Here is a 22,571-nt window from a genome sequence, read left to right as displayed (position 1 = left end):
AGAATATTGGCTAATCCATCATCAGTTTGGATAAAAACTTCCGAGTGCTTCAAACAAATTGGGCTATTTATGGTTGGATTGAAGAAAAATCCTTACACTATGCCACATTGTTTCAAATTTAAGCCTTGAAAATTGGACGTTTGAACTCAATATCTTTGATAAATGATTTATCTCAGTATTCTTAGTTCCAAACTGGTAGAGACTGAAGGCATTCAAGTAGATCGGGAACGGTCTGATAAACGAGAGATTTACATAAAATGATAACTAAGCTACTGACAAAAGTAATTGGCAGTCGCAACGACCGAACACTGCGCCGCCTTAGAAAAATTGTAAAAGAAATAAATAACTACGAACCGACGTTCGAAGCACTATCAGATGAAGAACTAAAAGCGAAAACAGTTGAGTTTCGTGAACGCCTAGAACAAGGTGAAACGCTTGATAAGCTGCTTCCAGAAGCATTTGCTACGGTTCGTGAAGCATCTAAGCGTGTGTACGGTATGCGTCACTTCGATGTTCAGCTTATCGGTGGTATGGTACTGAACGGTGGTCAAATTGCGGAAATGCGCACTGGTGAAGGTAAAACTTTAACTGCAACCCTTCCTGCTTACCTAAACGCACTTCCAGGTAAAGGCGTACACGTAGTCACAGTGAACGACTACCTAGCAACACGTGATGCTGAGACTAACCGTCCATTATTTGAATTTCTAGGTATGACTGTTGGCGTGAACGTGCCAAACATGCCACCTCAAGCGAAGAAAGAAGCTTATCAAGCCGACATCCTGTACGGCACAAACAACGAGTTTGGTTTTGACTACCTACGTGACAATATGGCTTTCCGCAACGAAGACCGTGTTCAACGCGCGCGTTTCTTTGCTGTAGTCGATGAGGTGGACTCAATCCTTATCGATGAAGCTCGTACTCCTCTGATTATCTCTGGTCCAGCAGAAGATAGCTCTGAGCTATACACTCGTATTAATCTATTGATTCCAAATCTGCAAAAACAAGATAAAGAAGATTCTGAAGAATACCGCGGTGATGGTCACTACACAGTAGATGAGAAATCCAAACAGGTTCACTTAACTGAAACGGGCCAAGAGTTCGTTGAAGAGCTGATGGTGAAAAACGGCCTGATGGAAGAGGGTGACACGCTTTACTCTCCAACTAACATCAGCCTGCTGCACCACGTAAATGCAGCACTTCGTGCACACGTATTGTTCGAACGTAACGTAGATTATATCGTTAACGAAGACGGCGAAGTGGTTATCGTTGATGAACACACTGGTCGTACAATGCCGGGTCGTCGTTGGTCTGAAGGTCTTCACCAAGCGGTTGAAGCGAAAGAAGGCGTTAAGATTCAAAACGAAAACCAAACGCTGGCTTCGATTACTTTCCAGAACTACTTCCGTCTATACGAAAAACTGTCAGGCATGACAGGTACAGCGGATACAGAAGCATTCGAATTCCAATCGATTTACGGTCTAGAAACGGTTGTTATCCCAACTAACAAACCTATGATTCGTGACGATATGCCAGATGTTGTTTACCGTACTGAAGCAGAAAAATTTGCTGCCATCATCGAAGACATCAAAGAGCGTGTAGAGAAAGGTCAACCATCTCTAGTGGGTACGGTTTCAATCGAGAAATCAGAGCTGCTATCTAACGCGCTTAAGAAAGCTAAGATCAAGCACAACGTACTGAATGCGAAATTCCACGAGAAAGAAGCTGAAATCGTTGCAGAAGCTGGTAAACCTGGCGCAGTAACCATCGCGACCAACATGGCTGGTCGTGGTACCGATATCGTGTTGGGTGGTAGCTGGCAAGCGAAAGTGGAAGCACTGCAAGATCCAACCAAAGAACAGATCGATGCTATCAAAGCTGAGTGGAAACAGGTTCACGATCAAGTACTAGAGTCAGGTGGTCTACACATCATCGGTACTGAGCGTCACGAATCTCGTCGTATCGATAACCAGCTACGTGGTCGTTCTGGCCGTCAAGGCGATGCGGGTTCATCTCGTTTCTACCTATCGATGGAAGATTCATTGCTGCGTATCTTCACTTCAGATCGTATGGCTAGCCTTATCCAAAGTGGTATGGAAGAAGGTGAAGCGATCGAATCTAAGATGCTGTCTCGTTCAATCGAAAAAGCACAGCGTAAGGTGGAAGGTCGTAACTTCGATATCCGTAAACAACTTCTTGAATACGATGACGTGGCGAACGATCAACGTAAAGTGGTTTACGAATTGCGTGATGAGCTAATGAGCGTTGACGACATTAGCGACATGATCGAGCAAAACCGTGAAGATGTTATTACGGCGATCATCGACGAATACATTCCACCACAATCTCTAGAAGATATGTGGGATGTGGAAGGTCTACAAGAGCGCTTGAAAGCAGACTTCGATCTAGATGCGCCAATCAAGCAATGGCTTGAAGAAGACGACAAGCTATACGAAGAAGCGCTACGTGAGAAGATCACTAACCTAGCGGTTGAAGTTTACAAAGCGAAAGAAGAAGTGGTTGGCGCACAAGTGCTACGTAACTTCGAGAAGTCAGTTATGCTTCAAACGCTAGATACGCTATGGAAAGAACACCTAGCAGCGATGGATCATCTACGTCAAGGTATTCACCTGCGTGGTTACGCGCAGAAGAACCCGAAACAAGAGTACAAGCGTGAGTCGTTTGAACTGTTTGAAGGTCTACTAGAAGCGCTGAAAACAGACGTGATTACTGTTCTATCTCGCGTTCGTGTTCAACAGCAAGAAGAAGTTGAACGTATGGAAGAGCAGCGTCGCGCGCAAGCTGAAGAAGCGGCTCGTCGTGCACAAGCTCAACACGCGGCAGCAAAGAACCCATTGTCTGAAGGTGAAGAGTCTGAAGAAGGTTCTCATCAGCCAATGGTTCGCGAAGAGCGTAAAGTGGGACGTAATGAGCCTTGTCCATGTGGCAGCGGCAAAAAGTACAAACAGTGCCACGGTAAAATCGACTAATACAGTCTGAAAACATAAATAAAGAGTCGCTTAGGCGGCTCTTTTTGTAGGAACGAATCTAATGAAAAGAATTCACATTGTTGCGGCGATCATCTTCAACCAAGACAAATCGCAAATCTTCATCACCAAACGTCCAGATGACAAACACAAAGGCGGCTTTTGGGAGTTTCCTGGCGGCAAAGTTGAGCAAGGTGAAAGTGTTGAACAAGCGATGATTCGTGAACTCGAGGAAGAGATTGGTATTACGGCGACAGAGCAAGCCTTGTTTGAGCACTTGGAATACGATTATCCAGATAAGTCTCTGAAGTTTGATTTCATGACGGTCACTCAATTCAATAACCAACCTTATGGTCGTGAAGGTCAAGAAGGCCGTTGGGTCGATATTACAGCATTGCCTGATTACACCTTCCCTGAAGCGAATGTACCTATCCTTGAGCGAGTAGTAAAAGAGTTTTCTTAACTCACCGCGAACTATCTTGTGGTTAACTCGGGATATTGTTAGTTTAAAAAGATACCGCGAAACGAAAGAGAACGAGAACAAGCCTCGTTATCCAGAGAAGGAGAGAAAGCGCAATGGTTCGTATTGCAATCGCAGGAGCAGCTGGCCGTATGGGTCGCAACCTAGTAAAGGCCTCACACTTAAATCCGGAAGCCTCTGTTGCAGCAGGCTCTGAACGTCCGGAGTCTTCATTAGTTGGCGTTGATGTGGGTGAATTGTGTGGTGAGGGTAAGTTTGATGTCTTTCTGACAGATGATTTAGCAAAAGAAGTCGAGAACTTTGATGTTGTTATCGACTTTACTGCTCCAGTGAGCACGCTAGCGAATCTAGAGCTATGTAAGCAACATGGTAAGAGCATTATTATTGGTACAACGGGCTTCAGTGAAGAAGAGCGTGAACTGATTGATGAAGCCGCTAAGCAAGTGCCTGTTGTCATGGCTCCAAACTATTCTGTTGGCGTGAACCTAGTCTTCAAGCTTCTTGAGAAAGCAGCCAAAGTCATGGGCGACTACTGTGATGTTGAGATTGTTGAAGCGCATCACCGCCATAAAGTGGATGCGCCTTCAGGTACAGCGATTGGTATGGGTGAAGCCATTGCTGGTGCAATGGGCAACAAACTGAGCGATGTGGCGGTGTACGCGCGTGAAGGCATTACTGGTGAGCGCACTAAAGATGAGATCGGTTTTGCCACTATTCGTGCTGGTGATATCGTCGGTGAGCATACTGCGATGTTTGCTGATATCGGTGAGCGTGTTGAGATCACACACAAAGCGACTGACCGTATGACCTTTGCTAATGGTGCCGTTAAGGCAGCTGTTTGGTTACATTCTAAACCAGCAGGCTTTTATACCATGACCGATGTCCTCGGGCTGAATGAGCTTTAAGTACATAATTATTCGCCGGCGCAAGCCGGCTTTTTTGTATTTGAAGAAAATTATGTAAATGAAATGAGTACGTGAGATGCGCGTGTTATCGATAGTTTGATTGGTATTTTGGGTGGTTTTGCTATTTATGTTGGTGTAATGCTCAAAAGTAAGTGTTGATTTTGCTGGATGAACGTTTGCGCAAAAATCTCAGAAAATTTTGTGATCTGTAATAAGTTCAAATTTGTAAAATTCACAAAAAAGTCATGGCAAGTGGTATGTAGATAGGTAAAACTTACTTTTTTAGGGCTTTTTCTGTTGAAATGCCCTTACTCGCTAGAAAGTAATAATTTATTTTTCAATGTGTGTTGACACTTTCCAAGTCCCTCTTTAGAATACCGCCAATTTGTCAAAAATACCTGTTTATGTAAATAATCAAGGTAAAGGAAGGCAAATTTGCAGCTTAATTTATTTTTTATGCATTTTTATTCTGGAGGTTGTCTTGGGTAAATTAGCACTGTTAGTCCTAGAAGATGGGACAGTGTTCCGCGGTGTTTCCATTGGAGCAGATGGTATTTCCGTTGGTGAAGTTGTTTTTAATACCTCGATGACGGGGTACCAAGAAATTCTCACTGATCCTTCCTATTCTCAACAAATCGTTACTCTTACTTATCCTCACATTGGCAATACCGGAACCAATTCCGAAGACGAAGAATCTTCTTCAATCCACGCACAAGGCCTTGTGATTCGCGATCTCCCTCTTATCGCTTCTAACTTCCGTAATGAACAATCCCTTTCTGATTACCTCAAGTCGCAAAACATCGTCGGCATTGCAGACATCGACACGCGTAAGCTAACTCGTATCCTGCGTGAAAAAGGTGCTCAAAACGGTTGTATCGTAGCTGGTAACAATCTAGACGAAGCTTTGGCACTAGCGAAAGCAAAAGAATTCCCAGGTTTGAAAGGAATGGATCTTGCGAAAGAGGTTACAACAAAAGAAGCGTATCAATGGAAACAAGGTTCGTGGACGCTTGAGGGTGGACTTCCTGAAGCGAAAGACGACAGCGAATTGCCATATCACGTTGTTGCCTACGACTTCGGCGCAAAACGCAACATCCTGCGCATGTTGGTTGACCGAGGCTGCCGCCTAACGGTTGTTCCTGCTGAAACTTCAGCAGAAGAAGTTCTGGCTCTAAACCCAGATGGCGTTTTCCTATCAAACGGCCCTGGTGACCCAGAACCATGTACTTACGCGATTGAAGCGACAAAAGTATTCCTAGAAAAAGGCCTGCCAATCTTTGGTATCTGTCTAGGCCACCAAATCCTTGCGCTAGCATCGGGTGCACAAACAGTGAAAATGAAGTTTGGTCACCACGGCGCAAACCACCCAGTAAAAGATTTGGAGCGTAATGTTGTGATGATTACGTCGCAGAACCACGGTTTTGCAGCAGACGAAGCAACACTACCTGAAAATCTACGTGCTACTCACGTATCGCTATTTGATGGCTCTTTACAAGGTATTCACCGCACAGACAAGCCAGCATTTAGCTTCCAAGGTCACCCTGAAGCGAGCCCAGGTCCACACGACGCGGCACCGCTATTTGACCACTTTATCGAACTAATCAAAAAACACAGCGCTTAATTCGGAGTAGTAGATAATGCCAAAACGTACTGACATTCAAAGTATTCTTATTCTTGGTGCTGGTCCGATTGTTATCGGTCAGGCATGTGAGTTTGACTACTCTGGCGCACAAGCGTGTAAAGCACTGCGTGAAGAGGGTTACCGAGTTATCCTAGTAAACTCTAACCCTGCAACCATCATGACTGACCCAGACATGGCGGATGCAACTTACATCGAGCCAATCCAATGGGAAGTGGTTCGCAACATCATCGCGAAAGAAAAGCCGGATGCAGTACTACCAACAATGGGTGGTCAAACTGCATTGAACTGTGCACTAGACCTAGAGAAGCACGGTGTTCTTGAAGAGTTCGGCGTTGAGATGATTGGTGCGACTGCTGACGCAATCGACAAAGCGGAAGACCGTTCTCGTTTCGATAAAGCGATGAAGTCTATCGGCCTTGAGTGTCCACGTGCAGATACTGCAAAAACGATGGAAGAAGCTTACGCTGTACTCGATATGGTTGGCTTCCCTTGTATCATCCGTCCATCATTTACTATGGGTGGTACTGGTGGCGGTATCGCATACAACAAGGAAGAGTTCGAAGAAATCTGTCGTCGTGGTTTGGACCTATCTCCAACCAACGAACTTCTTATCGATGAATCTCTTATCGGTTGGAAAGAGTACGAGATGGAAGTGGTTCGTGACAAAGCGGACAACTGTATCATCGTATGTGCGATTGAAAACTTTGACCCAATGGGCATCCACACGGGTGACTCAATCACGGTTGCACCAGCGCAAACACTAACAGACAAAGAATACCAGCTAATGCGTAACGCATCTCTAGCAGTACTGCGTGAGATTGGCGTTGAAACTGGTGGTTCTAACGTACAGTTTGGTATCAACCCGAAAGATGGCCGTATGGTTATCATCGAGATGAACCCACGTGTATCTCGCTCTTCTGCTCTAGCTTCAAAAGCAACAGGTTTCCCAATCGCTAAGATTGCAGCGAAACTAGCAGTTGGCTTTACGCTAGACGAGCTAATGAACGACATCACTGGCGGCGCTACGCCAGCATCATTCGAACCAACCATCGACTACGTAGTAACAAAGATTCCTCGCTTTAATTTCGAGAAATTTGCTGGTGCTAACGACCGTCTAACGACGCAAATGAAGTCAGTTGGTGAGGTAATGGCAATTGGGCGTAACCAACAAGAGTCACTACAAAAAGCACTTCGCGGTCTAGAAGTAGGCGCTACTGGTTTTGACGAGATGGTTGACCTAGATGCGCCAGACGCACTGACGAAAATCCGTCATGAGCTGAAAGAAGCAGGCGCAGAGCGTATTTGGTACATCGCGGATGCATTCCGTGCAGGTATGTCAGTAGATGGCGTATTCAACCTAACGCAAATCGACCGTTGGTTCCTAGTTCAAATCGAAGACATCGTGAAGCTTGAGCAAGAGCTAAAAGCAAAAGGCTTCGCTGGTCTAAACAAAGAAGAACTTAACAAGCTGAAGCGCAAAGGTTTTGCTGATGCACGTCTATCTAAGATTCTAGGTGTTGCGGAAAGCGAAATCCGTCGTCTACGTGACCAGTACGACATCCACCCAGTGTACAAGCGCGTTGATACGTGTGCGGCTGAGTTCTCTTCTGATACAGCTTACATGTACTCATCTTACGATGACGAGTGTGAAGCGAACCCAACAGACAAAGACAAGATCATGATTCTAGGCGGCGGTCCAAACCGTATCGGCCAAGGTATCGAATTTGACTACTGTTGTGTACACGCATCGCTAGCACTGCGAGAAGATGGCTACGAAACTATCATGGTTAACTGTAACCCTGAGACTGTTTCTACGGACTACGACACGTCTGACCGTCTGTACTTCGAACCAGTAACACTGGAAGACGTACTAGCAATCGCTCGTGTTGAGAAGCCAAAAGGCGTTATCGTTCAGTACGGTGGTCAAACACCACTTAAACTGGCTCGTGCACTTGAAGCGGCTGGCGTGCCTATCATCGGTACTAGCCCAGATGCAATCGACCGTGCAGAAGACCGTGAGCGTTTCCAAGTTGCTGTTGACCGTCTAGGTCTTCTACAGCCAGAAAACGCGACAGTAACGACGATGGAGCAAGCGGTAGAGAAATCTCGTGAAATCGGTTACCCACTAGTTGTACGTCCTTCTTACGTACTTGGTGGTCGTGCGATGGAAATCGTATACGATGAGCAAGACCTACGTCGCTACTTCAACGAAGCAGTAAGCGTATCAAACGAATCTCCAGTTCTACTAGATAGCTTCCTAGACGATGCAGTTGAAGTCGATATCGATGCTATCTGTGACGGTGAGCGTGTGGTTATCGGCGGTATCATGGAGCACATTGAACAAGCGGGTGTTCACTCAGGTGACTCAGCATGTTCTCTTCCTGCATACACGCTAAGCCAAGAAATCCAAGACGTAATGCGCGAGCAAGTTGAAAAGCTAGCGTTTGAGTTGGGTGTTCGTGGTCTGATGAACACGCAGTTCGCGGTTAAGAACAACCAAGTATACCTAATCGAGGTGAACCCTCGTGCAGCGCGTACAGTACCGTTCGTATCTAAAGCAACGGGTGCACCAATCGCTAAGATTGCTGCGCGTGTAATGGCGGGTCAATCGCTTGAAGCTCAAGGTTTTACGAAAGAAATCATCCCACCTTATTACTCAGTGAAAGAAGTTGTACTTCCATTCAACAAGTTCCCTGGTGTTGACCCACTGTTAGGCCCAGAAATGCGCTCTACTGGTGAGGTTATGGGTGTTGGTGCTACGTTTGCAGAAGCTTACGCGAAAGCAGAATTGGGTTGTGGCAACATTTACCCAGAAGGTGGTCGTGCACTACTGTCTGTTCGTGCAGGTGACAAAGAGCGCGTTGTGGACCTAGCGTCTAAGTTGACAAAACTTGGTTACCAGCTAGATGCAACGCACGGTACAGCTGTCATTCTTGGCGAAGCGGGTATTAACCCACGTCTAGTAAACAAAGTACACGAAGGTCGTCCTCACATTCTTGACCGTATCAAGAACAACGAGTACACCTACATCGTGAATACTGCCGCTGGCCGTCAAGCGATTGAAGATTCTAAAGTTCTTCGTCGCGGAGCACTAGCAGAGAAAGTGAACTACACGACAACACTAAACGCTGCATTCGCAACTTGTATGGCACACACTGCAGACGCGAAGAGCACGGTAACTTCGGTTCAAGAGCTACACGCAAAAGTGAAAGCTAGCCTAGAAGCGTAATAGATAAAAATCAGTAAGCCCGAAAAATAGGGCTTATATGACAACCTCATTGCCCGCTCATTTGAGCGGGCTTTTTTTGTCTTTAAGGTTTCTTAAAATGGAGAGAATTGAAGTGCGCTAAGAAAGCTTGGTAGAGCGGACTTTTGTATAGCATCAAACTGATAACTGAAAGTAACGTCCCTAAAGATGAAGCAATAGTACTGCCATTTGTAATAACAAAATTAGCGCTGCAAGTAACAAGAATAAATGCAATGGTGAGCAAGTTTACTTTCGCTGCAATACTCAAGCCCTTGCTTATAGTCAGAATGTTTGGCACACATATTACTGTTGCAGTTATGGTACCGAAGAGAATGAAATAAGTATCGAGTTCCATTTGTTGAGTGATAGAAAACCATTCATTCCAGATGCTTAGGCTTATTGCTAGACCAATGGTTAATGCTAAATATAAGCATATGCTTATTAATATGTTCACAATGCCAATCGATTCAGTATTCAACTTTCAACTCCTCATAAATGCCAATGGCAAGGTTTTTGATCTCACCTGAATAGCCGCTTCCAACTATGCTCACTGAGCCTCCAATAGCGTCGAGGAGTTGGTGGGAAATAGATGTAGAAATCGTTGCTTGTGAATACCTTTTAGGTATCACCCCAGACAACGTAAGCTGCTTGCGCGCTTTACTTGAAAACGTAGGGAGGTTTTTACGGACAATTTCTTTAGTCAAGTTTGCACGTTCTTGTCTGTTTAGTCCTTTTAGGATCTCGGAGACTCCTTTTCCGGTGGTTTGTTTGAGAGATAGAACCATTTTTGTTGTCTGATATCCGCTTACACTAGCTCCGGCTAAAGATATGTAATCTAAAGCTTTTGTTGTGTTTTGGTACCATTCATTACTGTCTAAATTAGATAGCTTATCTGGTGATTTTGAAGCCATTACAGTTCTTGCTACTCCTATAGAGCATTGAGCTGTAGCCGCGGCAGTCGCTCCAAATGAAATATAGGACATGGCTAAACCTGCGGGACCACTAATGGGTATTGTCAAACCGGAGCCAATAACACCAAGCCACCCAATAGCAGCTCCAACGCAGCTAATGCTCGCTGACAAAAGTTCTTGATTGAACTTGGATTTGGGCTCTTCTTGTTTTATCTCTTTTGCAAACTCATGCGTGGTTTGAGCTTTTATCGGCTCACGTAAGACGATGAAAATGGGGTTGATACGGCATGTAGACTTAAAGTCTCTCAAGCGAATAATGGTAAATTTTCTATCGATATAAATAACCCCAGCCCCCGAAGTTTCAGGCCTAGAATCTATGACTCTGAAGAGCTGTTTTAAATTTACGGTTTGTTCTATACGAGAACGTAGCTGTTGCTCTTTTATTGATGGGCGAATCCCTAAAGCATCCATTGTTTTCACTTTCTATGAGATTGAATTTACCAGATTAGGCCAGTGTTTTTCTTGGCCATCAAAAAAATGAAATGCTCTTGAGAGTGAATTCGATTGGAAATGTAATTGATACATTTAACGTATCATTTCTTGGATTTTTCTTATTGATGAATATTAGGAATAGGTTGGTGTCTTGAGTTTCCTTTTGCGCGTTGGTGTGGTGGTGCTATCGTTGCCTTCTCTTCGTTACACATTTTTACAAGGACGCATAAGTGGAAATCACTTTTGAGATTTTAGTTGCATTGTTTTTTGTTGCATCGGCAGCGGGATTTATCGATGCAATGGCTGGTGGTGGTGGCCTATTGACTCTGCCTGCTTTATTAGCGGCGGGGCTCAGTCCCACTCAGGCGCTAGCGACCAACAAGTTACAAAGCTCATTCGGAAGTTTTTCTGCCAGTTGGTATTTTGTGCGTAATGGTATTGTTAGCCTTAAAGAGATGCGCTTAGCGATTCTATGCACCTTTATTGGGTCTGCTATTGGTGCAGAAGCTGTGCAGTTTATTGATGCCGGGATACTAACCAGCCTTATTCCAGTATTACTTATCGCGATTTCACTCTACTTTTTGCTTTCTTCAACCTCGAAAGCGGCTGAGGGTGAACCAAAGCTCTCTGAAGCTATGTTCGCTCTGTGTGTTGGTGGTGGTGTTGGTTTTTACGATGGTTTTTTTGGGCCGGGGACTGGCTCTATATTTGCGCTCTGCTTTGTCGCGCTTGGTCACTTCTCGTTAGTTGATGCAACGGCTCGAACTAAGATTCTTAACTTCACTTCGAATATTGCGGCTCTGCTGTTCTTTATTCTAGCTGGCTTACCTGTGTGGGAAATCGGTTTGACTATGGCTGTAGGTGGCTTTATTGGTGCTCAACTTGGTGCCAAAGTGGTGGTAACCAAAGGACAAAAGTGGATTCGACCTTTAGTTATAACTATGTCAATGCTGATGGCGGCGAAACTTCTTTGGCAACAACATCAACAATGGCTTCTATCACTGTTTTAACTCGTTCATTACGATAGGCGTTGTGGCGTAGGCAGATGTGTATTGGACGAATTAAGGGGGCGAGTTCCTCAAAGTTGTAACAGTACTCCTCCGCTATATTCAGTGTTTTAATGATCGACCTTGGAATTAGAGCTGGTGCCATACCACCTAACGCTAATTGTGCTGCTGCCGTGTACGAATCCATTTCCATTAAAGGCTGGATATTGTGTTTAGAGAGCACGGCCTGCTGATAAGTGTTGGCTGGATTATTTAAGTCATTGGTCAGAATTGCTTTTGGCATCTTTGTGAGCTCATGTCTGCTTATGATAGAGAAAGGCTCATCTGCTAGATGATAACTCATCAAACCATGATGAGGAGGTAAGTAACCCGCGCAGAATCCAAGAGTGGCTTTGCCTGATTTTACGTTTTCTACGATTCGTGGCGTATGGTTGGTTGAAATTCTTAGGTATGGATCTTGGGCTAAGCGCTCTTCCATGATCAAACTGAGGTAACCTGCTACCAACGTTTCCGAACAGTCTATTTTTATCAATGACGAATCTTCGAGCTCTTGTTGGTCATGTATCTGACCACGTAACTCATTAAATGTAGGCTCGATAGTGCTTATTAGTGCTATAGCATCTGAAGTGAGCTTTATATGGCGACCACTTGGCTCTATCAACTTCTTCCCTAGTTTTTTTTCTAGGTTCGCAATCCGTTTGCTGACTGCTGATTGACTGATGTAAAGCTGACTTCCAGTACGACTCATGGTCTTTTCTTTACTTAATACCAAGAGTGTTTCGATGCCTTCCAGTAACATGCCTATCCATGAATGTTGGGAATAATAGCCTTAATATAACCAAGCTTTGTGCGAGAAGCGATAGGCGTGGGGCAAACAAAAAGAGCCGTCGATTAGGACGGCTCTTTTTAGTTAATTAGCTGAAGATTATCGATTGATGGCAAAGGTTGGCAGTGATAAGTGCCAGCGAATCGCACCAAGACGAATAATCAATGTCGAAACGACGCCAGCGAGTAGGGCGAAAGAGTGGTCATGACCCATGCTCAATGCCGTGGTGTGGAAAATACCGCCTATGATACATGCGGTTGCGTAGACTTCGCTTCTTAAAACCATTGGTACTTCACGAGCTAACACATCGCGAATGATGCCACCACCACAGCCAGTAATGACACCCATGATCACCGCTACCATGCCGGATGCATTGTAGGCCAGGGCTTTTTCAACACCAATACCAACAAATACTGCCAAACCAATCGCGTCACATACGGGAAGCACCCACCAAGGTAGACGTTTAGGACGACGAACCAGAATCATGGTGAGCAAACAGGTAATGAAAATTACCCAAAGATAGGTAGTGTCAGTGATCCAGAATACCGGGGTTGCGCCAAGCGCCATATCACGAATAGTGCCACCACCAATAGCTGTCACACTACCGAGCACGATCACACCAAAAGGATCCATCTTTAATCGGCCTGCGAGCAAAACACCAGAAACCGCAAAGACAGCAGTACCGAATAAATCGATCATATAAAGCAGCATGGAGTCCATGTTACTTGGTACCTTATAAACAAATTGTGGGGGAACAGAAATGGGACGGAAATTGTACGGGATTTCCAACGGAAACGTTAGCGTTTTTGCCGAACGGTTTCAAAGTGTTCGCACACCTCTGTGATCGCGTTTAAGGTTCTCGGGGTTGGTCGGTTGATCCAATCGGAATTGAGTGACCAAACATGGTCATTTTTTAATGCAGGGATGTCGTTTTTCCACTCTGCCCACATACCATCACTATCCATGGCATGGCGGGAGGTGAACAGTACTTCAGGCTGGCGAGTAATCACTTGCTCGATGCTGACTTGTGGGTAAGGAGCACTTCCCTTGGCAAAGATATTTTCACCACCGCAAAAGGTGAAGACTTCACTTGGCCAATTCTTGCCAGCAACGGTGATGATCGGTTTTTCACTTAACTGATAGAAGTAGCTGACTTTATCTTCGGTATTGTACTTTTCTTTTAGTGTTTCTAGCTGTGTACGAAAATTTGCTGCGGCCTTTTGTCCTACATCCGGTTTTTCACTGTACTGGCTGAGCTGCTCAATATTCTTGGCTATGTCTTCTAGCGTCCCTGTTGTTGAATAGTAGAGAGGGATACCAAATTGTGAGAGCTTCTCAAGTTCTTTGGCTGGATTTCCTGCCGGCCAAGCGATAACCAAATCGGGCTGCAGGGCGATGATGCGTTCGAGTTTGATACCTTGGTAGTTTGATACTTTTTCTAGATCTTTGGCTTGCTCAGGGTAGTCACTCATCTCACTGACCGCGATCAGCTTGTCTCCAAGACCTGCTGCATAGGCAATTTCCGTTGCGTGTGGTGCCAGACTGATGACACGTTGAACAGGCTCATTGGCAAAAGAAACGGCAGAGAAGATAAGAGAGAGGGCAAAGCAAAGTTTTTTCATCATAGTCCTTGATAAATGAATCCGAGAATTAGGCTTTGGATAACAATCCAAGCAAAGATACGCCAAACGATTAAGGTTTGGATTTGCGCTAGATGAATGGCGGATGGCGCAATGCGACCACCTATTTTTGCTCGTTCAGCTCGCTGTCCTTGATATAAAGCAGGACCACCTAGCGACAATTGAAGCTTGTTACCAATTGAGCACAACAACCAAGCTGGCCCTGGAAGCGGCCAAGATTTCGCTTGTTGAAGCATAGCGGTTGAAACGCTTGATACGTTTTTACCCACACCAATAAACATAGCGAATAAGCGCAATGGAATGATTTCTAGCGCCGCTGTTAATTGAATTACAGGCTTACCAAATGGGGAATATTGACGGCGACTTGGGGACCATGCTCGAGCAAGTTCAGCGGTTAGGCGATACATCAGCGCACCAATTCCACCAGTTAATCCATACCAAAACAGCACACAAACTACATTACGTCCGTAACCCATGATGATGGTCTCTGCTCCAGCTTTACCAATGCCTAGTAGCGATAAGCTCTCTGTATCGCGATTAAGGTAAGGTTTGAGTAGTGCTCGGCACTGTGCTTTGTTCTCATTCGACATTGCGGTGACCAGTTGTTTAGCAAGTGATTCGTTGTTTCGCCAGTCGAGAGCAATAAGCAGCAATGCCAACTCAAATAACGGAGCTTGCCAAACTAAAGGCTTCATCGCGAGCAGCAATATCAAGCAAGGCACAAGCATAAGAAGAAGCGCGAGTCCGCCAGAGATGATGCTTTGCGAGTAGTTGTGGTTGTTATTGACTTTGCTTGCTAGTTGCTCGGCGAACTTATGCCAAAGCGTCACTGGATGCGCAGCGTGTGGAATGGGGATCAGGAGATGGAATACTAATGCGCCCCACATGACGAGGAGCGCACCATTGGCATAAAATTGCTGAAAGGTTTCTTCCATGAAATTCGATAGACTTACTTAGTCAGTTCCAACATTTTGAATACCATTTCTGATGAGCTTTTCGCTGCTAGCGGTAGGAACTCTTCGAAGCTCATTGGTGATTCTTTATCTGCTACGTCAGAGATCGCGCGCACAACAACAAACGGCGTGTTGAATTGTTGACAAGTTTGAGCGATAGCAGATGCTTCCATTTCTACAGCGATAACTGACGGGAAGTGTTTACGAATGAACTCTTGGCGCTCTGCAGTGCAAACAAACGCATCACCAGTACAGATCAGACCGCGAACTGCGTGAGTGTTTTCCATTTGAGCCAGCGCTTTTTCCGCAAGGTCCATTAGCTTCTCATCCGCTTTGAATGCTGCTGGTTGGCCTGCCATTTGGCCCATTTCGTAACCAAACGCCGTTACGTCTGCATCGTGGTGACGAACTTCTGTTGAGATAACAACGTCGCCTAGGTTTAGGCTTGAGTCAAAGCCGCCTGCAGAACCAGTGTTGATAACCACATCTGGTTGGTACTCGTCTAGCAGAATGGTTGTACCTACCGCTGCCGCTACTTTACCGATGCCAGATTGAAGCAGTACCACATCAACGTCGTTAATCTGACCAGAGAAAAACGTACAACCTGCTTTGTTTACTGTTTGGCAGTTTGTCATTGCTTCTTTCAGGATGGTGACTTCTTGTTCCATCGCACCGATGATACCAACTTTCATAACACTCTCTTTCGATAAAAATTAAAGTTGGCGAGAGTATACCACTCTGCACCAATATGTGGTTGTTATTTGATTAATCCAGCATTCGCCAACAGTGCCCGTAATTGTTCGGCACGCTTACGGTTCACACCAAAGTCTGAATAGCCAACGCGAGATTCTGAGCGAACAATTAACTGATCGCCTTCGAGCTTGAGTTCTAAATCATCCACAAAGCGCATGATTTTAGATGTGCACTCGATTCGCAGGTAATTACCTTCTTTCACCGCTGTTTTCGCCCCCGGCAGTTCAAGTGCCACTTGCTCAATAGCATCGATGTTCGCTGAATCAGCTAGGGTGAATGGCGTTAGGTTATATTCTTCACGCGTGTCTTGGGTGGAAACGCAGTTTGGTTTGTCACCACAAGGTGATTGAGAACGATCCGTCATGGTTGTGACTCCTTGGCTACAAGCAGTTAAGCCGAGCAAAGTGATGGAAAGGAGAGCGGCTTTTTTCATTGTATTTACTCTTATAATTTTGCTTCTAATTATATGGATACAAAAGAAAAAGGATCCAATAATAGGATCCTTTTTGTGATGTTAGCTGTGATTAAACTTCGAGGTAATCGAGAATGCCTTCTGCCGCTTTTCGTCCTTCATCAATTGCAGTGACGACCAGATCTGAGCCTCGCACCGCATCGCCACCCGCGAAGATCTTTTCGTTGCTGGTCTGGAATTGGAACTCTTGCTTAGCAGGGGCTTTGATACGACCCCATTGATCCAAATCGACATCAAACGGAGCTAACCAGTCCATTTTGTGTGGCTGGAAACCAAACGCCATGATCACGACGTCTGCTGGTAGAACATGCTCGCTGCCTTCTACTGGCTCTGGACGGCGACGACCTGCTTCATCAGGCTCACCAAGGGCGGTTTTAACCACTTTGACCCCCGAGATTTTGCCAGACGCATCCACTTCAATCCCTAGTGGCTGAAGATTGAACATGAACTTCACGCCTTCTTCTTTGGCGTTTTTCACCTCACGGCGAGAGCCGGGCATATTGGCTTCATCACGACGGTAAGCACATACCACGTTTGACGCGCCTTGGCGGATAGAGGTTCGAACACAGTCCATAGCGGTATCACCACCACCCAATACCACAACGCGTTGTTTCGCCATGTCGATAAAAGGTTGGTCGTGCTCTAAATCCATCACTTTGTAGGTATTTGAAATCAAGAATGGCAGAGCGTCGTAAACACCCGGCGCGCCCTCATTTTCTAACCCTGCACGCATGTATTTGTAGGTGCCTACACCTAAAAAGACCGCATCGTACTCATCAAGCAACTCTTGCATTTGCACATCTTTGCCTACTTCGACATTCATGCGAAACTCAACACCCATCTCGGTGAAGACGCGTCGGCGGTTTTCCATCACGCCTTTTTCAAGCTTGAATGAAGGGATACCGAAGGTCAGTAGGCCTCCAATTTCAGGATAGCGGTCAAATACGACAGGTTTCACGCCATTGCGCACAAGGATATCAGCGGCTGCCAAGCCTGCCGGGCCTGCACCAATGATGGCAACCTTTTTATCGGTCCATTCCACCTTGGACATATCAGGTTTCCAGCCCATTTCGAAGGCTTTGTCGGTAATGTATTTTTCAACGTTACCTATAGTGACTGCACCAAAGTCCTCATTGAGAGTACAAGAGCCCTCGCATAGACGATCTTGCGGACACACTCGGCCACAAACTTCAGGTAGGCTGTTGGTTTGGTGTGACAATTCAACAGCTTCAAGGATACGACCTTCATTGGCTAGCTTTAGCCATTGAGGAATGTAGTTGTGGACAGGGCACTTCCATTCACAATATGGGTTACCACAATCCAAGCAGCGATCTGCCTGCGCAGTCGCTTGTTGTTTGGTAAACGGTTCATAGATTTCAACGAACTCGATCTTACGAACTTTGATAGGCTTCTTCGCAGGATCCACGCGTTGAACATCGATAAATTGATAAACGTTCTGACTCATGATTCAAACATCCTCCATGATTACTGGGCTTGAACGCGCAGTTCTGCGGCACTGCGACTCTGGTGACCAAGTAGCGTGCGTAAGTCTGCCGCTTGTGGTTTCACCAAGTAGAACTTCGGAATCCATTCATCAAAGTTCGCCAAGATATCTTCTGCGTGGCTAGAGCCGGTTTCTTCTAGGTGTTCTGCAATCAGACCACGTAAGTGCTCTTGGTGGATGTAGAGATCCGATAGAGAAATCGCTTCAACAGACTCGTTGTTCACGCGACCTTGGAAGTCTTGGTTCTCATCCAATACGTAAGCAAAACCGCCAGTCATGCCTGCGCCAAAGTTCACGCCTGTCGCGCCAAGAATGGCAACAATGCCGCCTGTCATGTACTCACAAGCGTTGTCGCCAGCACCTTCAATGACGGCAATCGTACCTGAGTTACGTACGCCGAAACGCTCACCGGCTTTACCCGCCGCAAATAGTTTACCGCCGGTCGCACCGTACAGACAGGTGTTACCAATGATGGTCGCTTCATTACACTTAAATGCAGTGCCAAGGTGAGGCTTGATAACCACCTTACCGCCAGCCATGCCTTTACCTACGTAGTCGTTGGCATCACCAGTGAGGTAAAGCTCTACGCCACCCGCGTTCCAAACGCCAAATGACTGACCAGCAGTACCATCCAAATGCAGTTTGATTGGCGTCGCTGCCATGCCTTGGTTGCCGTAACGCTGAGCGATTTCACCGGATAGGCGAGCACCCACAGAACGGTCGGTGTTGATCACGTTGTAGAAGAAGCTAGCAGATTGACGTTTCTCAACCGCTTGCAGCGCATCTTCGATGATCTTGTTGTTTAGCTCTGCTTTATCAAATGGTGTATTTGGTTGTGTCCAGTAAAGAGGATGTCCTTCTGGAGAGACTGGTGCCTCAAGGATATTCGACAAATCCAACTTGGTTTGTTTTGCTGTCAGGCCTTCAACGGTTTCCAACAAGTCGGTACGACCAATCAAGTCAGTCAGTTTTTCAACGCCAAGTTCAGCAAGTAATCCGCGTACTTCGTCCGCCAGACCGATGAAGTAGTTCATCACCATTTCCGGCAGGCCTTTGAAGTACTCTTTACGCAATGTCTCGTCTTGAGTTGCAACCCCTGTGGCACAGTTGTTGAGGTGACAAATACGTAGGAACTTACAACCCATTGCCACCATTGGCGCAGTACCAAAACCGAAGCTTTCCGCACCGAGAATCGCCGCTTTCACCACGTCTAGACCAGTTTTTAGACCACCATCTACTTGCAGACGGATCTTATGGCGTAGACCATTGGCAACCAATGCTTGTTGTGTCTCTGCCAGTCCCAATTCCCAAGGGCTACCTGCGTATTTCACTGAAGTTAATGGGCTTGCTGCAGTACCGCCGTCGTAACCCGAGATGGTAATGAGGTCAGCGTAGGCCTTCGCGACACCTGTTGCGATGGTGCCGACGCCTGGTTCAGAAACTAACTTCACCGAAACCAGCGCATTTGGATTGACTTGTTTTAGGTCGAAGATCAGCTGGGCTAAATCTTCAATCGAATAAATATCGTGGTGCGGAGGAGGGGAGATCAGAGTCACCCCCTGTACCGAATAACGCAGTTTTGCGATTTCTGCGGTGACTTTGTGTCCCGGTAACTGACCACCTTCACCCGGCTTTGCACCCTGTGCGACCTTGATCTGCAGTACGTCTGCATTGGTTAGGTAGTGAGGCGTAACACCAAATCGACCTGAAGCAATCTGCTTGATACGCGAGTTACGCTCTGTACCGAAGCGACGTGGATCTTCACCGCCTTCACCTGAGTTAGAGCAGCCTCCGAGGCGGTTCATAGCAGTTGCAAGTGCTTCGTGCGCTTCTGGGCTAAGTGCGCCAATAGACATTGCCGCCGAGTCAAAGCGTTTGAACAGTTCTGTACTTGGCTCGATTTGCTCAAGTGGTAGTGGGGAGTCTGATTTTTTCAGCGCCATTAAGTCACGTAGCATGGCAACAGGACGTTGGTTTACCTGCTTAGCAAAGCTCTGATAATCGTTACTTTCGCCTGATTTCACCGCAGTTTGCAGTGTGCCAACCACGTCTGGGTTGTAGGCGTGATATTCACCACCGTGAACGTATTTCAGTAAGCCGCCATGCTCGATGGCCTTACGTTTCGCCCAAGCTTTACGAGAAAGGTTGTACAAGTCTTGTTGGAAGTCGTCGAAGTTCGCGCCTTCAATACGAGTTGTTACCCCTTTAAAGCACAAATCGACCACTTCTTGGCTCAGGCCAACTGCTTCAAAAAGTTGCGAGCAGCGGTAAGAGGCGATGGTTGAAATCCCCATTTTTGACATGATCTTGTACAGACCTTTGTTGATGCCGTATTGGTAATTTTGCATCACATCGCGATAGTCTTTTTCTAGCGCTTTATCATCAATCAGCTTACCTAGCGCTTCATAAGCTAGGTATGGGTAAACCGCAGTGGCACCAAAGCCAAGCAAGACGGCAAATTGGTGTGGGTCACGCGCCGTGGCTGTCTCAACAACAATGTTGGCATCACAACGTAAGTTCGCATCGATCAGGCGAGTTTGAACAGCACCGACCGCCATTGCTGCAGGAATTGGCAGCTTGCCTTTGACTAAAGCGCGATCTGAAAGCACCACCAGAACCGTACCTTCACGTACGACTTGTTCTGCTTGTTCACACAGATCATCAATAGCTTGTTTGAGATCTTTCTGCTGTGGGTCGTAGTTGATATCGAGAATGGTATTACGGTAATGATCGTCACCAAGCTCGAGTAATTGCTGCATGTCTGAGTAAAGTAATACTGGCGAATCGAAGGTCACTCGGTAGGCGTGGCCATCGGTTTCACAGAAGACGTTCATCTCCTGACCAATACTGGTCGCCAGTGACATCACGTGTTTTTCACGCAGTGGATCGATCGGCGGGTTGGTTACCTGCGCGAACTTCTGACGGAAATAGTCAGTCACCAAGCGCTCTTTAGAGGATAAGACGGCCATCGGGGTGTCATCACCCATAGAGCCGACCGCTTCTTGTCCCATATCACCGAGAACGCGCAACACTTGATCGACTTCTTCATTGCTCATGGCGAATTGCTTTTGATAAGTCTTAAGCAAGTCTTCATCAAAGCTGCGTTCGCCAACTTGATCTTCAGGTAACTGAGCAAAAGGTGTGAGTTTGCGAACGTTGTTTTCCATCCACTCGCGGTAAGGGTGACGAGATTTCAGATCGTTATCGATCTCGCTAGACTGCCAAAGCTTACCTTTTCGAGTGTCGATAACCAGTAGTTCACCCGGACCAACACGGCCTTTTTCTGCGACCTCATCCGGAGCGTAATCCCAAATCCCCACCTCAGAAGCTAGAGTGATCAACTTGTCCTTGGTAATCACATAACGTGCAGGACGCAGACCATTTCGATCTAGGTTACAGGCAGCGTAACGACCATCGGACAGTACGATACCAGCCGGGCCATCCCATGGTTCCATGTGTTTGGAGTTGAAGTCGTAAAACGCTCGAAGATCCGGATCCATATCTGGGTGGTTTTGCCATGCTGGTGGCACAAGCATGCGCATGGCGCGGAAGATATCCATACCGCCTGCTAAAAAGAGATCCAACATATTATCTAAGCTGGAAGAATCTGAGCCAGTCTCGTTCACAAATGGTGCCGCAGTTTGTAGGTCTGGCAGCAGTGGTGATGAGAACTTGTAAGCACGAGCACGTGCCCATTGGCGGTTACCTTCAATGGTATTGATCTCACCATTATGAGCAAGGTAACGGAACGGTTGAGCCAGAGGCCACCGAGGCTGAGTATTGGTTGAAAAACGCTGGTGGAACAGGCAGATAGCAGATTCCATGCGTAGATCAGCAAGGTCAAGATAGAAGCGCGGTAAGTCCGCAGGCATGCACAAGCCTTTGTACACCAGAACTTGTGTCGACAAGCTACAGATGTAGAAGTCAGGATCTTCAGTGATTTGTTTTTCGATGCGACGGCGTGCGATGTAGAGGCGACGCTCAATGTCACGCTCGCGCCAACCTGCCGGGGCAGAGATAAAGACTTGTTGAATGTCTGGAAGTGAATCAGCAGCGATTGGGCCGAGTACTTCTGAATTGGTTGGCACTTCACGCCAACCCGCAACAGTTAACGTCTCTTGTGCCAGTTCTTTGTTGACGATGTCCTTGGCGAGTTGAGCTTTCACCGGATCTTGGTTGAAGAAAATCATCCCAACGGCGTATTGCTTGCCAAGGTTGAAGCCATTTTCTTCGGCGATAAGGCGTAAATAGGAATCGGGCTTTTGTAGAAGAAGACCGCAACCATCACCAGTTTTACCATCGGCGGCGATGCCACCACGGTGGGTCATGCGATCAAGTGCAGAAATTGCTGTACGTACCAGCTTGTGACTTTGCTCGCCTTCCATGTGCGCGATTAAGCCAAATCCACAGTTGTCTTTCTCAAGACTTGGATCATAAAGAGCCATTGCAATTCTCCCTTTGCTTATCTGTCATCCCGACAGATATATCAACACTGCTCAAGTTGATAATGATGACTAACTATGCGTCACTTTCTATGTTTTATGTATATCTATTCAATAAAATTCGTCAAATATCTTAACAAAAATTGTGTGTTTTATTTTCACCAACTTCACAAGCTATAGCTTATTGTAAAAAAGGTCAAGTTATTAGTGAATCATCGCGTGAATATGCGATTTACCATTTAATTGGCTGAAATAATTCAATAAAAACAGTGAGATAGAAAAGTTGTTGTTACAAAAAAGTAACATTTGGTT

16 protein-coding genes are annotated in these 22,571 nt (G+C 46.1%); 6 read left to right on the top strand and 10 right to left on the bottom strand.

Going from position 1 to position 22,571, the window contains the following annotated elements:
• The first annotated feature begins 257 nt into the window (after nt 1-257).
• From secA to carB, 5 genes are all read left to right on the top strand, one after another.
• Nucleotides 258-2,987 (top strand): preprotein translocase subunit SecA, encoded by a 2,730-nt coding sequence (gene secA / locus BSZ04_RS21420; protein ID WP_088881329.1) that lies wholly within the window; start codon nt 258-260, stop codon nt 2,985-2,987.
• Between the two features lie 61 nt (nt 2,988-3,048).
• Nucleotides 3,049-3,447 (top strand): 8-oxo-dGTP diphosphatase MutT, encoded by a 399-nt coding sequence (gene mutT, locus BSZ04_RS21415; RefSeq protein ID WP_010445879.1) that lies wholly within the window; start codon nt 3,049-3,051, stop codon nt 3,445-3,447.
• Nucleotides 3,448-3,560: 113 nt separating this feature from the next.
• Nucleotides 3,561-4,370 carry a 4-hydroxy-tetrahydrodipicolinate reductase gene (dapB, locus tag BSZ04_RS21410; RefSeq protein ID WP_038884192.1) on the top strand — a complete coding sequence of 270 codons (810 nt, stop codon included), beginning with the start codon at nt 3,561-3,563 and terminating at the stop codon, nt 4,368-4,370.
• Nucleotides 4,371-4,851: 481 nt separating this feature from the next.
• A complete protein-coding gene (carA, locus tag BSZ04_RS21405) occupies nt 4,852-5,991 on the top strand; it encodes a glutamine-hydrolyzing carbamoyl-phosphate synthase small subunit (RefSeq protein WP_010445883.1) in 1,140 nt (379 codons plus the stop codon).
• Between the two features lie 16 nt (nt 5,992-6,007).
• Nucleotides 6,008-9,241 (top strand): carbamoyl-phosphate synthase large subunit, encoded by a 3,234-nt coding sequence (gene carB, locus BSZ04_RS21400; protein ID WP_005436162.1) that lies wholly within the window; start codon nt 6,008-6,010, stop codon nt 9,239-9,241.
• A gap of 82 nt (nt 9,242-9,323) precedes the next feature.
• Here carB and BSZ04_RS21395 read toward each other — a convergent pair whose 3' ends face one another.
• Both BSZ04_RS21395 and BSZ04_RS21390 read right to left on the bottom strand, forming a co-directional pair.
• Nucleotides 9,324-9,737: a hypothetical protein gene (locus BSZ04_RS21395; RefSeq protein WP_167381316.1), complete on the bottom strand. Its 414-nt coding sequence runs from the start codon at nt 9,735-9,737 to the stop codon at nt 9,324-9,326.
• The gene (locus BSZ04_RS21390) at nt 9,727-10,641 is read right to left on the bottom strand and encodes an Ssp4 family T6SS effector (protein WP_088881328.1); all 915 of its coding nucleotides are present in this window, start codon (nt 10,639-10,641) and stop codon (nt 9,727-9,729) included. Before BSZ04_RS21390 ends, BSZ04_RS21395 begins: the two co-directional genes overlap by 11 nt.
• 251 nt (nt 10,642-10,892) lie before the next feature.
• Here BSZ04_RS21390 and BSZ04_RS21385 point away from each other — a divergent pair, with 251 nt between their 5' ends.
• Nucleotides 10,893-11,672, top strand: a complete 780-nt coding sequence (locus BSZ04_RS21385; protein WP_038884196.1) for a TSUP family transporter — start codon at nt 10,893-10,895, stop codon at nt 11,670-11,672.
• Here the strand turns inward: BSZ04_RS21385 and BSZ04_RS21380 are convergent.
• The 8 genes from BSZ04_RS21380 to gltB all read right to left on the bottom strand — a co-directional run bounded on the left by BSZ04_RS21380 (nt 11,602) and on the right by gltB (nt 22,262).
• Nucleotides 11,602-12,468 carry a LysR family transcriptional regulator gene (locus tag BSZ04_RS21380; RefSeq protein ID WP_088881327.1) on the bottom strand — a complete coding sequence of 289 codons (867 nt, stop codon included), beginning with the start codon at nt 12,466-12,468 and terminating at the stop codon, nt 11,602-11,604. The two genes, BSZ04_RS21385 and BSZ04_RS21380, sit on opposite strands and share 71 nt — an antisense overlap.
• 126 nt (nt 12,469-12,594) lie before the next feature.
• Nucleotides 12,595-13,215, bottom strand: coding sequence for a TRIC cation channel family protein (locus tag BSZ04_RS21375; protein WP_017190089.1), 621 nt, complete (start codon nt 13,213-13,215; stop codon nt 12,595-12,597).
• Between the two features lie 77 nt (nt 13,216-13,292).
• A complete protein-coding gene (gene btuF, locus BSZ04_RS21370; RefSeq protein WP_162531081.1) occupies nt 13,293-14,117 on the bottom strand; it encodes a vitamin B12 ABC transporter substrate-binding protein BtuF in 825 nt (274 codons plus the stop codon).
• Nucleotides 14,117-15,070 (bottom strand): cobalamin biosynthesis family protein, encoded by a 954-nt coding sequence (locus BSZ04_RS21365; RefSeq protein WP_088881325.1) that lies wholly within the window; start codon nt 15,068-15,070, stop codon nt 14,117-14,119. The genes btuF and BSZ04_RS21365 overlap by 1 nt, the downstream gene beginning before the upstream one ends.
• 14 nt (nt 15,071-15,084) lie before the next feature.
• On the bottom strand, nt 15,085-15,780 hold the full coding sequence (gene mtnN, locus BSZ04_RS21360) for a 5'-methylthioadenosine/S-adenosylhomocysteine nucleosidase (protein WP_050917876.1): 696 nt from the start codon (nt 15,778-15,780) through the stop codon (nt 15,085-15,087).
• 65 nt (nt 15,781-15,845) lie between these two features.
• Nucleotides 15,846-16,274: a DUF1499 domain-containing protein gene (locus BSZ04_RS21355; protein WP_010445903.1), complete on the bottom strand. Its 429-nt coding sequence runs from the start codon at nt 16,272-16,274 to the stop codon at nt 15,846-15,848.
• 91 nt (nt 16,275-16,365) lie between these two features.
• Complete coding sequence (locus BSZ04_RS21350; protein ID WP_088881324.1) at nt 16,366-17,778, bottom strand: FAD-dependent oxidoreductase; 1,413 nt, start codon at nt 17,776-17,778, stop codon at nt 16,366-16,368.
• Between the two features lie 20 nt (nt 17,779-17,798).
• A complete protein-coding gene (gene gltB, locus BSZ04_RS21345) occupies nt 17,799-22,262 on the bottom strand; it encodes a glutamate synthase large subunit (RefSeq protein ID WP_088881323.1) in 4,464 nt (1,487 codons plus the stop codon).
• Between the last annotated feature and the right edge of the window lie 309 nt (nt 22,263-22,571).

This window comes from Vibrio rotiferianus, assembly GCF_002214395.1.
In the GTDB taxonomy this organism is placed as follows: Bacteria; Pseudomonadota; Gammaproteobacteria; order Enterobacterales; family Vibrionaceae; genus Vibrio; species Vibrio rotiferianus.
Note: the sequence above shows the minus strand (reverse complement) of the source record. Positions and strands in the feature narration are given on the sequence as shown.